At 65.4% G+C, this 12,719-nt stretch carries 11 protein-coding genes; 6 read left to right on the forward strand and 5 right to left on the reverse strand.

Translation table 11 applies throughout. The annotated features are described in order from the left end of the window. Nucleotides 1–202: 202 nt before the first annotated feature. Both XI05_RS27225 and XI05_RS27230 read left to right on the forward strand, forming a co-directional pair. The gene (locus XI05_RS27225; protein ID WP_271507523.1) at nt 203–2,110 is read left to right on the forward strand and encodes an acyl-CoA synthetase; all 1,908 of its coding nucleotides are present in this window, start codon (nt 203–205) and stop codon (nt 2,108–2,110) included. A 172-nt stretch (nt 2,111–2,282) separates the two neighbouring features. Continuing rightward, nucleotides 2,283–4,124, forward strand: coding sequence for a caspase family protein (locus XI05_RS27230; protein ID WP_271507526.1), 1,842 nt, complete (start codon nt 2,283–2,285; stop codon nt 4,122–4,124). Between the two features lie 37 nt (nt 4,125–4,161). Here XI05_RS27230 and XI05_RS27235 read toward each other — a convergent pair whose 3' ends face one another. Together XI05_RS27235 and purB are read right to left on the reverse strand one after the other, a co-directional pair. After that, on the reverse strand, nt 4,162–5,334 hold the full coding sequence (locus tag XI05_RS27235; protein ID WP_271507528.1) for a M20 aminoacylase family protein: 1,173 nt from the start codon (nt 5,332–5,334) through the stop codon (nt 4,162–4,164). A gap of 129 nt (nt 5,335–5,463) precedes the next feature. Continuing rightward, entirely contained in the window at nt 5,464–6,771 is a 1,308-nt protein-coding gene (gene purB / locus XI05_RS27240) for an adenylosuccinate lyase (RefSeq protein WP_271507531.1), read from the reverse strand. Nucleotides 6,772–7,324: 553 nt separating this feature from the next. Here purB and XI05_RS27245 point away from each other — a divergent pair. After that, nucleotides 7,325–7,912 carry a TetR family transcriptional regulator gene (locus XI05_RS27245; RefSeq protein ID WP_271507534.1) on the forward strand — a complete coding sequence of 196 codons (588 nt, stop codon included), beginning with the start codon at nt 7,325–7,327 and terminating at the stop codon, nt 7,910–7,912. A 28-nt stretch (nt 7,913–7,940) separates the two neighbouring features. Here XI05_RS27245 and XI05_RS27250 read toward each other — a convergent pair whose 3' ends face one another. The 3 genes from XI05_RS27250 to XI05_RS27260 form a co-directional block, all read right to left on the reverse strand. After that, nucleotides 7,941–8,240, reverse strand: coding sequence for a hypothetical protein (locus XI05_RS27250; protein WP_172782981.1), 300 nt, complete (start codon nt 8,238–8,240; stop codon nt 7,941–7,943). A 106-nt stretch (nt 8,241–8,346) separates the two neighbouring features. After that, nucleotides 8,347–9,000 carry a response regulator gene (locus tag XI05_RS27255; RefSeq protein ID WP_271507536.1) on the reverse strand — a complete coding sequence of 218 codons (654 nt, stop codon included), beginning with the start codon at nt 8,998–9,000 and terminating at the stop codon, nt 8,347–8,349. A gap of 7 nt (nt 9,001–9,007) precedes the next feature. Further along, complete coding sequence (locus XI05_RS27260) at nt 9,008–10,378, reverse strand: sensor histidine kinase (protein WP_271507539.1); 1,371 nt, start codon at nt 10,376–10,378, stop codon at nt 9,008–9,010. A 199-nt stretch (nt 10,379–10,577) separates the two neighbouring features. Between XI05_RS27260 and XI05_RS27265 the strand changes: the two genes are divergently transcribed. Genes XI05_RS27265 through XI05_RS27275 form a run of 3 tightly spaced genes read left to right on the forward strand, consistent with a single transcriptional unit; the run spans nt 10,578 to nt 12,644 of the window. Next, complete coding sequence (locus XI05_RS27265) at nt 10,578–11,363, forward strand: MotA/TolQ/ExbB proton channel family protein (RefSeq protein ID WP_271507541.1); 786 nt, start codon at nt 10,578–10,580, stop codon at nt 11,361–11,363. Continuing rightward, a complete protein-coding gene (locus tag XI05_RS27270) occupies nt 11,360–12,046 on the forward strand; it encodes a hypothetical protein (RefSeq protein WP_260379859.1) in 687 nt (228 codons plus the stop codon). Before XI05_RS27265 ends, XI05_RS27270 begins: the two co-directional genes overlap by 4 nt. After that, a complete protein-coding gene (locus tag XI05_RS27275) occupies nt 12,039–12,644 on the forward strand; it encodes a hypothetical protein (protein WP_271507546.1) in 606 nt (201 codons plus the stop codon). Before XI05_RS27270 ends, XI05_RS27275 begins: the two co-directional genes overlap by 8 nt. Nucleotides 12,645–12,719 lie beyond the last annotated feature (75 nt).

The raw sequence follows: 12,719 nt of genomic DNA on the forward strand, positions 1-12,719 counted from the left end.
CTGGCGGCCGAATTCAGTGCCAGTTCTTGGTCCCCGGATCAGGCGCAGAGGTTCAAGCGTCACTGCGGCTTGGCAATGGACGAAAGCGAAATCATCCATCATTCTGGTCCGGGTCGGCCGGGCATTAGGCCGAGCCCTTCGCCGAGCCAAAACGTCAAAAGATACGGGGCGGGGACAAGCATCTGAGGGAGGACGGAATTTCATGGCGGGCATCCACGCGCTCGATCGGTTGATCGGCAACGACTATCCGGCTCTGCTCACGGACGAGGAGGTCCGGGCGTTCGAGCAGGTTCCCTACGCCGAGCGCGTCGCGGCCGAGAGCACCTATGACGCCATCAGGCTTGGTGCGGAGCGCAATCCCGACGGGGCGGCGATCCAGTTCCTGCAAAATGCCGATCCGGCCGACACGCCTTTGGTCGTCACGCACGGCGATTTCATCGCGCGCGTCACCCAGGCCGCCAACATGTTTCACGCGCTCGGCGCCGGGAAGGGCGACGTCATCAGCTTCATGCTGCCCTTGGTGCCGGATGCTTTCATCACTCTGTTCGGCGCGGAGGCCGCCGGCATCGCCAATCCCGTCAATCCGCTGCTCGAGCCGCACCAGATCGCCGAAATCCTGGAAGCTGCGAAGACCAAGATCCTGGTGGCGCTCGGGCCGATGCCGGGCACCGACATCTGGCAGAAGGTCGAGCAGATCCGCCCGCAGCTGAAGCATCTGAAGGCCATCGTGCAGGTGTTCGGCGGCGGCGATCCGGCCAATGGCATCTTCGCCTTCAGCGACCTGATCAAGCAGCAGCCGTCGGACCGGCTCGTCAGCGGACGCCAGATTCGCGGCAGCGATATCGCCGCCTATTTCCACACCGGCGGCACCACGGGTACGCCCAAGCTGGTGCGGCATACCCATGCCAACCAAGTCTATCAGGCCTGGGCGCTCAATCTGCTGTTGAAGGGGAAGCCCGGCGCAAATCTGCTGTTCGGCATGCCGCTGTTTCACGTCGGTGGATCGCTGACACAGGTGCTGACGATGCTGTCGAGCGGCGGCTCGCTGGTCGTGCTGTCGCCGAGCGGCTGGCGCAACCCGAATGCGGTGAAGAACATCTGGCAGCTCGTCGAGCGCTTCAAGCCCGAAGCGCTGTCGAGCGTGCCGACGGTGCTCGCCGCGACGCTCGCGGTGCCGCCGGGGAATGCGGATATCTCGAGCCTGAAATATGCGGCCGGCGGCGGCTCGGCGATTCCGGTCGCGGTCGGCTCGGCGATTCAGGAGAAGCTGAAGCTGCCGGTTGTCGAGGTCTACGGCATGACCGAGACCTCCAGCGTGCACACGCTCGCTTATCCGGACCGGCCGATCCGGCTCGGCTCGGTCGGCCTTCCCATGCCTTACGCGCGGGTGCGCATCGTGCAGCTCGACGCTGACGGCTGCTTGATCCGCGACTGCAAGCCGGACGAGATCGGGGTCGTCATCATGGCCGGCCCCGGCGTGTTCAGCGGCTATCTCAATGACGAGCACAACAAGGGTGCCTTCATCGACGGGGTCTGGGTCAATTCCGGCGATCTCGGCCGGCTCGATGCCGACGGCTATCTCTGGATCACCGGCCGCGCCAAGGATCTTGTGATCCGCGGTGGCCACAACATCGATCCGGCCCCGATCGAGGAGATCATGTTCCGCCATCCCGCCGTCGGTTTCGCCGCCGTGGTCGGCCAGCCCGATGCTTACGCCGGCGAACTGCCGGTGGGCTACGTGCAGCTGAAGCCCGGTGCAAAGGTCGAGCCGGGCGAACTGGAAGCCTGGGTGCGCGAGCGCACGCCGGAACGCGCCGCCGTTCCGGTGCAGGTCATCCCGATCGACCCGATGCCGGTGACGGGCGTCGGCAAGGTGTTCAAGCCGCAGCTGCGCTGGGATGCGGCCGCGCGCGTGTTCACCAAGGTGCTGGCGCCGCTGGTCGAGCGCGGCATCGATTGCAAGGTCAAGGTCGGTCCTCACGGCAGCCACGGCTCGATCGCGACCGTGACGCTGACGGGCCTGCCGGCGAGCCAGCGCGAAGCGGTAGAGACAGAGGTCCACGCGCTGCTCGCACCCTTCGTGATGCGCCACGAGGTGGTGCAGGCATAGGTATGATGGCACGTCGGATCGACCAAGCTCGCGCCGCGCCTGTGGGGCGAGGCCCGACTGCATTAGCCATAAGCCGCAATCGAGGAGTTTATGTGATCGACCTCACATAGGAAAATTTGGCTTTCATCGATGCTCCGGATAGTCTCAGGGAATTGCATCCGGGGGGACGCAAGTGATTCCGTTTCGGCTGTTTGGTTTATTGATTTTTGCGACCTTGCTGGCCTGCGGATCGGCACATGCCGATCGGCGGGTCGCGCTCGTCATCGGCAATTCCGCCTACAAGAGCGCACCCAAGCTCACCAATCCCGTGAACGATGCCACTTTGGTCGGCGGCATGTTCAAGAAGGCGGGCTTCGATTCCGTCGATGTCAGGCTGGATCTGAGTGCGAGCGAGATGCGGCGCATGTTGCGCGAGTTCGCCGGCAGGTCGCGCGACGCGGAAATGGCGGTGATCTATTATGCCGGCCACGGCATCGAGCTCGACGGCAACAATTATCTCATTCCGACCGACGCGACGCTGGAGACGGATGGCGACGTTCTCGACGAGACCATCCCTGTCGAGCGCGCATTGTTCGCAGTCGAGCCCGCCAAGCAGCTGCGTTTGATCATCCTCGATGCCTGCCGCGATAACCCGTTTGCGAAGACGATGAAGCGCACGCTGGCCTCGCGGGCGATCGGACGGGGCCTCGCAAAGGTGGAGCCAACCAGCCCGAATACGATGATTGCCTTCGCTGCGAAGGCCGGCTCGACCGCATCCGACGGCGATTCTCGCAACAGTCCGTTTGCTACCGCGCTGGTCGAGCACCTGCCGAAGCCGGGCCTCGATCTGCGCAAGGCGTTCGGCTTCGTACGCGACGACGTGCTCAAGACCACCGGCTACAAGCAGGAGCCTTACGTCTACGGCTCGCTTGGCGGCGACGACGTGCCGCTCGTGGTGAAGCCGGCGGCAACCGGTCCGCAGGCAAACCCACAGGACGCCGTTCGCAGGGACTACGAGCTCGCGCTTCAGCTTGCGACGCGCGATGCCTGGGAAGCCTTTTTGGCGGCGTATCCGGACGGCTTCTATGCCAACCTCGCCAAGGGGCAGTTGAACAAGATCGGCGCCGAAGAGACCCGCGTGGCAGCCGAACATAAGGCCAAGGCGGCCGAGCAGGAAAAAGCGAGGCTGATCGCCGAGCGCGCCCAGAAGGCCGAGCAGGAGAAGGCGGCTGCTGCGGCCAAGGCCGCCGAGGAGGCGCGAATCGCTGCGGAGAAGCAAAAGCAGATCGAACAGGCCAAGGCGGAAGCGGCCGAGAAGCAGCGCAAGACCGCCGAGGCGGCGGCGGCGCAAGCGCTCGCAGAGAAACAGGCGGCGGAGAAGGCCAAGGCCGAGCTGGCCGCGAAGCAGGCCGCCGAGAAAGCGGAGCAGGGCGCAAAGCCGGCCGCCGATCGGCAGATGCCCGAAGTCGAGAACCAGAAAGTGGCTGCGCTCTCGCCGGGGCCGAAGACGACCTTATCCGCGGCCGAACTCGCGAAATCCGTGCAGAGCGAACTGCGCCGCGTCGGCTGCCTGACCTCAGCGGCGGAGGGCGAGTGGAGCTCGGCCGCGCAGCGTTCGCTGACGCTCTTCAACAAATACGCCGGCACCCAGTTCGACGTGAAGCTCGCCAGCATCGACGCACTCGACGCGCTGAAGGCAAAGCCCGGACGGGTCTGTCCGCTGGTGTGCAATTTCGGCTTCAAGGCCGACGGCGACCAATGCGTGAAGATCACCTGCCGCGCCGGCTATCGCGTCGGCGACGACAACGAATGCGAGAAGGTGCAAGAGAAGAAGCCGGTCGCGACCCGCGAGGAACCGAGGAAGCGCGATCAGGACAGGAAAGAGGCGGAATCTGCAGCACCAAAATCGCAAGCGTCGGGTCAGATGATCTGCAATCAAGCCGGCTGCAGACCGGTCGCAAAGGGCTGCCGTCTTGGTACGGTGGCCAGTCCAGGCAGCGGAGTCATGAAGATGACCGGCGAGATCTGCAACTGACCAGACCGCGCCTCGTCTCCCATTATCGAGACCGGTCCTAACCCACCGGCATCCGCGTTTCGACCAGGCGCGCCCAGAACGAGGCGCCGTGGCCCAGAATGTTGTCGTTGAAGACGTAGGCCGGGTGGTGGCACTCGTTGCCGTCGCCCATGCCGACCAGCACCATCGCGCCGGGGCGTGCTTCCAGCATGAAGGAGAAGTCCTCGGCACCCATCATCGGAACGAACTTGTCGTTGACGCGATCGGCGCCGACGATGTCGCGCGCGACGTCTGCGGCAAGGCCGGCCTCGCGGGCATGGTTCATCGTCACCGGATACATCCGCGTGTATTTCGTTTCGGCCGAGCCGCCATAGGCGCGGGCGATGCTGTCGGCGACCTCGCCGATGCGGCGTTCGACGAGATCGCGCACCTCAGGGTCGAGCGTGCGCACGGTGCCGGCGAGCTCGGCGACCTCCGGGATGATGTTGAAGGCGGTGCCGGAGTGGAATTGCGTGATCGAGATGACCGCGGACTTCAACGGATCGACGTTGCGCGCCACGATCGATTGCAGCGCACCCACGATCTGCGAGCCGATCAGCACGCTGTCGACCGATTTGTGCGGACCGGCGCCGGCGTGGCCACCCTTGCCGCGAACGGTGATCTGGATGTTGTCGGAGGAGGCGAGCATCGGCCCGGGCGTGGTGGCGAAATGGCCCTCGGGCAGGTTCGGCATGTTGTGCATGCCGTAGACCTCCTGGATGTTCCAGCGCGTCATCAGCCCGTCCTCGACCATGGCCTTGCCGCCGCCGCCGCCTTCCTCGGCGGGCTGGAAGATCATCACGGCCGTGCCGTCGAAATTGCGAGTCTCGGCGAGATATTTGGCCGCGCCCAGCAGCATCGCGGTATGGCCGTCATGGCCGCAGGCGTGCATCTTGCCGGGCACCTTTGAGGCGTAGGGCACGCCCGACGTCTCCATGATCGGCAGCGCGTCCATGTCGGCGCGCAGGCCGATGGTCTTGCCGGATGCCGACTTGCGGCCGCGGATCACGCCGACCACGCCGGTGCGGCCGATGCCCGTCACCACCTCGTCGCAGCCGAATTCGCGCAAGCGATCGGCGACGATGCCGGCGGTGCGGTGGACTTCGTAGAGCAGCTCGGGGTTCTCGTGGAAGTCGTGGCGCCAGGCGGCCATTTCGTCGGAGAGGGCGGCGACGCGGTTGACGATGGGCATGAGGGCATCCGTTTCTTGTGTGGTCTCTTGTCATTCCGGGACGATGCGCAGCACTTCGGACCCGGAATCTCGAGATTGTAGCGCGAGATTCCGGGTTCACGCTTCGCGTGCCCCGGAATGACGGGAAGTTCAGCTCTCGCCGAACACGCGCTTGAAGATCGTGTCGACGTGCTTGAGATGATAGCCGAGGTCGAACTGCTCCTCGATCTCGGCGTCGGTGAGATATTTCTTCACCTCACTGTCCTTCTTCAACAGCTGGAGGAAGTCGCCTTCGCCGCGCCAGACCGGCATGGCGTTGCGCTGCACGAGCTTGTAGGCGTCCTCGCGGCTGGCGCCCTTCTGGGTCAGCGCCAGCAGCACGCGCTGCGAATGCACGAGGCCGCCGAGGCGGTCGAGGTTCTTCTGCATGTTGGCGGGATAGACCAGCAGCTTGTCGATCAGGCCGGCGAGGCGCACCAGCGCGAAGTCGAGCGTCACGGTCGCGTCGGGGCCCATCATGCGCTCGGCCGAGGAGTGCGAAATGTCGCGCTCGTGCCAGAGCACGACGTTCTCCAGCGCCGGCGTCACATAGGCGCGCACCATGCGGGACAGGCCGGTGAGGTTCTCCGACAGCACCGGGTTGCGCTTGTGCGGCATCGCGGAGGAGCCCTTTTGTCCCTCCGAGAAGAACTCTTCGGCCTCCAGCACCTCGGTGCGCTGCATGTGGCGGACTTCCACCGCGATGCGCTCGATCGAGGAGGCGATCACGCCGAGGGTCGAGAAATACATGGCGTGACGGTCGCGCGGGATCACTTGCGTCGAGATCGGCTCCGGCACCAGGCCCATGGCTTTCGCGACGTGCTCTTCGACGCGCGGGTCGATCTGCGCGAAGGTGCCGACGGCGCCGGAGATGGCGCAGGTCGCGACTTCCTTGCGTGCCGCGATCAGGCGCTCCTTGGCGCGCGTGAACTCGGCATAGGCATAAGCGAGCTTGAGGCCGAAGGTCACGGGCTCGGCATGGATGCCATGGCTGCGGCCGATGGTCGGCGTCATCTTGTGCTCGAAGGCGCGCTTCTTCAGTGCAGCCAGCACCTTGTCGAGGTCGGTGAGCAAGAGGTCGGCGGCGCGGGTGAGCTGGACGTTGAGACAGGTGTCGAGCACGTCCGAGGAGGTCATGCCCTGGTGGACGAAGCGCGCCTCAGGGCCGACGATCTCGGCGAGGTGGGTGAGGAAGGCGATGACGTCGTGCTTGGTCTCGCGCTCGATCTCGTCGATGCGGGCGACGTCGAAGACGGCGTCCTTGGCCTTGGCCCAGACCGTCCTGGCGGCCTCCTTGGGGATGGTCCCGAGCTCGGCGAGGGCGTCCGCCGCATGCGCCTCGATCTCGAACCAGATCTTGAACCGGGTCTGCGGCTCCCAAATCGAGGCCATTTCCGGGCGGGTGTAGCGGGGGATCATTGGGCGGCTCCAGGAAGGTGGGCGGGCGGTCCCGAAAAGGGCGGCGCCGGCCAAAATGCTTTTTACGCCGTGATTTAACAGAGCGGGCAGGGCGAAACAAACGATCTGGGCCTTCGGGAGAGAGGGATCGCCGACCTTTCCACCGGACCGGCCGGCCGGGATGGCGGCGCCTGGCCGCAGATATTAACTGTCAATCACGGATCATTGACTGACAGATATTGAAATCTGTCAGCGAGATGTGTATATCCGTTCCCGGACGCTCCGATTGGGCGTCCCGCGACAGCCCCGGGGAGCCCGACATCCACAGCGGATCGGAGGGCGGATTGAAGAACGGGACCGCGGACGAATGGAGACTTGGACAATGACGACCGAAATCCTCAATTTCACCGGCGCGATTGGGCATTGGCTCAATTTGCTGGTGGCGCGCCAGATCGCGGCGCAGGCTGCAAAACTGCCTCATTAAGGCATAGGCTTTCCGAACGACCGGCACGGGCGCTTCGGAAGCAGCCCTACTGCCGGGTAACTGAGCCCCTAACGGGAACATGGTGCTGGCATGAATGAAGCCGTTGTCTTGACGCCGGAGCGGATCCTCGAAGTCACCGAGGACGTGCTCAGGCGCTACGGACTTGCCAAGGCCACCGTGGTCGACGTTGCCCGTGCGCTCGATGTGAGCCACGGCAGCGTCTACCGCCATTTCCCCAGCAAGGCCTCGCTGCGCGAGGCCGTTGCCAAGCGCTGGCTCGACCGCATCGATGCCCCGCTGCTGGCGATCGCCAAGGAGCAGGGGCCGGCGCCTGACAGGCTCGACCGCTGGCTGCGCACCCTGTTCGCGGCCAAGCGTTCGCGCGTGCTCGATGATCCCGAGATGTTCGAAACTTATCTAACCCTGGCACGCGAGGCCTGCGCGGCCGTCAAATGCCACAAGGACACCATGATCGACCAGATCGCGGGGATCCTGATCGACGGAGTGAAGAACGGCGAATTCGCCGTGGGTGACGTCAAGGCGACCGCGCGCGCGATCTTCGATGCGACCGTGCGCTTCCACCATCCGGCCCATGCCGAGGAATGGAAGGACGCCGATCTCACCGCGCGCGTCGATGCGACACTGGCGCTGCTGCGGCGTGGGTTGAAGGCGGCCTAAGGCCGCCTTTCACGCCTTGGTCTTTCAATCAACCTCGCGTCTTCTGGAGAGCGGCGCCGTCGCGGAGCGAGGGTGCCGAATGTCTTCGCGTGTGGAAGGCAGGATCGGACGACGGCACGACCGGCGGACTATCCGGATAGGCATTGACTGCGATTTCGACGGCGTCCTTTGACCGCCTTCGAAGCCGGTAGAATGTCAGTTCCTGATCGAACATCGGGCAGCGAAAGTGGACGATGGCCGTGTCCGGCAGGCGGCAAAGTTCGTCGATGAGCTCGCCTACGGTGATGATCGGGGGATGGTCGATTGCCTTGGGGTGACCCTTACTCATGACCCTTTACTCCTTCTCTGCCGTACTAACCGGGGCTGGATCGGAACCGTTCCAATTTCGTTCAGCAGATTGAAGCACCCTCGAGGGCTGTGCGGCAGCTTTGCTGCTAAATCCTCGTCAGCCCGCAGGTCGCGGCGAGCCGCACCAGCTGCGCATCGGTGCGCGCGCCGGTCTTCGACTTGATCAGGTAGTGATAGTTCTGCACGGTCTTGACGCTGAGATTGAGATGCGCCGCGATCTCCTCGCTGGTGGCGCCGCCGGCGAACTGGCGCAGGATCTCGATCTCGCGCTCTCCCAGCTGGTCCAGCACCGAGCCGGTCGGCGACAGGCTGTCCTCTGCCAGCACATGTGCGATGTCATCGCTCATGGCGCGCTCGCCGCGGGCGACGCTGCGGATGGCGTTGACGACTGCGGACGGCTCGCTGCTCTTGGTGACGAAGCCGGATGCGCCGGCGCCGAAGGCTGATTTCACCAGCACGGCCTCGTTGTGCATGGTGAAGACGAGAATGCGTGCACGCGGGCTGCGCGCGCGGATGTTGCGAATGGCCTCCAGCCCGCTCGCGCCGGGCATAGAGATATCCAATACGACGACATCGGGGTCATGCGCTTTGAACGCGCTGTAGGCGTCCGCGGCGTTGTCGGCTTCCGCCACGACATGCAGATCGCCCTGGCTTTCCAGCACGCGCCGGTAGCCTTGCCGCACGATCGGATGGTCGTCGACCAGCAGCACGGAGATGCCTGTTGCCGCCACCTCGCTCATTTCCGCCTCACGCAGCGAGCGGAATGGTTGCGGCCACGCTGAGGCCGCCGCGGGCGGACAGGATCGACAGCGATCCGCCGGCCGCCGCGACGCGCTCGCGGATACCGGTCAGGCCGAAGCCGGCCGATTGCGCGACGCGCTCCGCATCGCCGCCGCCGTCGTCCTCGACGCGGATCAGCAGCGCATCCTCCTCGCCCGCGCGCCGCTCGACGCGGAGCGAGATCTCGCGCGCTGCACCGTGGCGCAGCGCGTTGGTCAGGCATTCCTGTGCCACGCGATAGGCCGTTGTGGCGGCCGGACCGCTGACGTCGGTGAGGTCGCCCCTGAGATCGAGCTGGATCGCCGGCCGCGCCGCGCTGTGCGAGCGCCAGCTGTCGACCAGATTAACGAGGCTCGCCTCGAGCCCGAGCTCTTCCGGCAGCGGATTGCGCAGCCGCTTCAGCGCATCGCGCAGCGAGGCCATCAGATGGTGCGTCGCCTGCGAGATCATGCGCGCATCCTGCGCGATCCCATCGTCTCCGTTCTGCTTCGCGCTCGCCGTCTCGATCGTGTTGGCGAAGGCGAGGATGGCGGACAGGTTCTGCCCGAACTCGTCGTGCAGCTCGCGGGCGAGCGCGCGGCGCTCGTCGGCGCGGATCTCGATCAGGCGCCGCGTCAGCGCGGCGCGCTGCTCGGTCGCTTCCTCCAGCCGGCCGCCGAGCTCGCCGACGGCGCTGCCGATCATCGCCAGCTCCATGGAGCGGAAGCGCGGCAGCCTGGTGCGATACTGACCGCGCGCCATGCGCTGAAGCGCGGTGACGATCGCGCGCGCCGGCGCAAGTGCGTGCGCGATGGCGAGCGAGGCGAGCAGGGCGATCGCCGCCGCCATCAGCAGCGCGACGTCGATGACGTTGAGGATGTAGTCCCAGGCGAGCGAGATCGCGGCGGTAGCATCCGGCGTCGCAACGACGGTGCCGGCGGCCGCGGCGCGCGGACTGACGGGCCGCACCACCTCGGCGTGGCTGCCGAGGAAGGTCGGCACGATGGCCGCGAACCAGCGCGGCGGCGTCTTGCCTAGCCCCTCGCTCTGGCCGCAGAGCGGCTTCTCGAATGCCGCGGCGGGCTGGAACTCGACGCAGACGCCGGGTGAGATCAGCTTCACGGTCTCCAGGGTACGCCAGTCCGGAACCGGCAGGAGATGCTCGCGCGCCCTGCTGCTGCGCAACAACAGTTCGCGCCAGTACAGCGCCTGAAGCGCCTGCGCGACCCGCTGCGCCGAGGCCGCCGTCGCCCGATCGACGCTGCGATAGGCGTCGAACGTAGCCCATACGGTCGCGGCTGCCAGGCACAGCGCTACGATCAGAAGCAGGCGGGCGACAAGCTGAAGCACGAGGCGCATGCGATCACCCCCGACGTTTGGTAAGGTCAGCCTAACAACGCCGCCGTGCCTTGCCAATCGCAGCGAACGCCGGGATTGCAGCTCGGGCAAATTTCCCAAGCCGGATTAGGCATGGGTCTTTGGACCTGAAACGGCGGCTTTGATCTAATCGGCGAGGACACGTTGCAGGCCGGTGCTTGCAAGCCAGGAGCGGTGCAGCATGAGTTCGATGACGATTGGACCAATTGCGAGCCAGGCTGCCGATCCATCCGAGCGCAGCGCGTTGCTGTTCTGGATGATCTTCACCGGGCTCTCGATCTTTGCCGTCGTGCTGTTGTGGCGCTTCGGCCTGATCCATCTGATGCTGACCTCGGACCGCACTTACATTTCCAGCGTCATCGCGGCGCTTTACATTTTCACCTGCGGCCATTGCTTCCTGCGGACGCGGGCGATCGCGCGGGAAGGGGCGGCGGCGCGGCGCTGCCGCGCGGTGCTGTCGGCGGCTGGCGGCAGCCAGGCGCTCGATGCGAGCTCCGTGGCGCTGCCGCGCGGACTGGTGCGCGACCACATCGAGAGCCTGGTGACCAAGGCCGCCGCGCAGGATTATCGCCCGGTCGATCAGACGCTGCTGCTGCGGACGCTCGCCGACCGCCTGCGCGGCTCCAACGGATTCGGGGCCTTCGTCTCGGACACGCTGATGAAGCTCGGCCTGCTCGGCACCATCATCGGCTTCATCATCATGCTGGCGCCGATTGCGGGGCTCGATGCCGCAGACAAGGTCGCGATGCGCTCCTCCATGGGCTTGATGAGCGACGGCATGGCGGTCGCGATGTACACGACGCTCGCCGGCCTCGTCGGCTCGATCCTGGTCCGCATCCAGTACTACATGCTGGATGCCGCGACCCAGCGCGTGTTCTCGGATGCGGTCGTGCTGACCGAGACCTATGTGACGCCGGTGCTCGAGCGCCAAGGCGCTGGAATGAAAGGCGTTGGAACGCCGTCATGATGGATGATTTCGGTCTCTATCCGCGCGAGGAGCCGTTCGATCCCCTCGGCGTGATGCTATTCAAGGCGCTGCAGGTGATCGCGTTCCTGTTCTTCCTGGCGTTGCTCGCGGTCTCTCCGGATGCCAAGGACGGCAAGATCGACTCCAAGGCGGAGTTCATGATCACGCTGGACTGGCCGGACAACCACCCGGACGATCTCGACCTGTTCGTGCAGGATCCCGCCGGCAACATCGCCTGGTATCGCCATCGCGAAGCCGGCTTCCTGACGCTCGATCGCGACGATCGCGGCGGGGCCAACGATTTCATCATCGTCAACGGCAAGAAGATCGCCTCGCCGATCCGCGAGGAGATCGTCACGGTGCGTGGCATCCTCGCCGGCGAATACACCGTCAACGTCTCGCATTTCGTCGCCACCACCGGCGCGCCTGTGACAGCCAATGTGAAGGTGCAGAAGCTCAATCCGATCGCGCAGGTGATCTTCGACAACAAGTTCACGCTCGACCACACCGGCGACGAGAAGACCGCGGTCCGATTCCGCATCGATGCGGAAGGTAAGGTCGTCAATGTCGATCAGCGGCCGAAATCGCTGCTGGAGACGTTCCGCAGCAGCTGGCGCAACGGCGCCGACGTCGATCCCAAGACCGGTGTGAGCAGGAACGCTGTGAGGGTGCGCCGTGAGTAATCCGCAGACGGTCATCCTGACGCTGTCGGTCGCTTATGCCGTCATCGGCGCGCTGCTGCTGGTCGTTCTGGTCTATGCGCGGCTGCACTGGTCGCTGAAGGCGGTCGCCGTGGTCGTGACCAGCACCTTCTACGTCGTCAGCTTCACCGAAATGCGCGGGCTGCTCGGCTGGGCCAGCTCCGACCGGCTGCCGGCGACCTTCAAGCTGCTGAAGGCCCGTATCGTCGAGCCGCATTCGCTTCAGGGCGATCCCGGCTCGATCTATCTCTGGGTCGAGGCGCTGGATGAGGACAATCGTCCGAGCGGCATCCCGCGCGCCTTTCGTGTGCCCTATAATGACCGGCTGGCCGACAAGACCCACGCCGCGGAGAACGAGATCGCGGCCGGTCATCCGCAAGGCGGGCGCGCCGCGGATTTCGGCGGCGGCGACGGCAGCCTGATCGACATGGTCCGGGAGTATGTGACGCCCAAGACCATCCTGGAGACCAGCGGCGGCGATTCCTCGACCGGCGAGTTCAATGCCCCGCCGGCCGGTGCCCAAGGCGCCGTGTTCACCCCGATTCCGCCGCCTCGGATGCCGCCGAAGGACGAGCAATAGGCCTTTCACCATCACGGCAGGGCAGTGCTGGCAAACGGCCCGGTGCTGGCGCATCTTGTTGACGTCCCTCAATTT

The sequence above is a fragment of the Bradyrhizobium sp. CCBAU 11357 genome (assembly GCF_028128865.1).
Classification (GTDB): Bacteria; Pseudomonadota; Alphaproteobacteria; order Rhizobiales; family Xanthobacteraceae; genus Bradyrhizobium.

Bases quoted from the DNA above. Each gene is read 5' to 3' on its own strand.
- XI05_RS27255 (WP_271507536.1), bottom strand. From the start codon at position 9,000: ATGAGCGAGGTGGCGGCAACAGGCATCTCCGTGCTGCTGGTCGACGAC.
- purB (WP_271507531.1), bottom strand. From the start codon at position 6,771: ATGATCCCCCGCTACACCCGCCCGGAAATGGCCTCGATTTGGGAGCCG.
- XI05_RS27265 (WP_271507541.1), top strand. From the start codon at position 10,578: ATGAGTTCGATGACGATTGGACCAATTGCGAGCCAGGCTGCCGATCCA.
- XI05_RS27270 (WP_260379859.1), top strand. From the start codon at position 11,360: ATGATGGATGATTTCGGTCTCTATCCGCGCGAGGAGCCGTTCGATCCC.
- XI05_RS27250 (WP_172782981.1), bottom strand. From the start codon at position 8,240: ATGAGTAAGGGTCACCCCAAGGCAATCGACCATCCCCCGATCATCACC.
- XI05_RS27225 (WP_271507523.1), top strand. From the start codon at position 203: ATGGCGGGCATCCACGCGCTCGATCGGTTGATCGGCAACGACTATCCG.
- XI05_RS27245 (WP_271507534.1), top strand. From the start codon at position 7,325: ATGAATGAAGCCGTTGTCTTGACGCCGGAGCGGATCCTCGAAGTCACC.
- XI05_RS27235 (WP_271507528.1), bottom strand. From the start codon at position 5,334: ATGCCCATCGTCAACCGCGTCGCCGCCCTCTCCGACGAAATGGCCGCC.
- XI05_RS27260 (WP_271507539.1), bottom strand. From the start codon at position 10,378: ATGCGCCTCGTGCTTCAGCTTGTCGCCCGCCTGCTTCTGATCGTAGCG.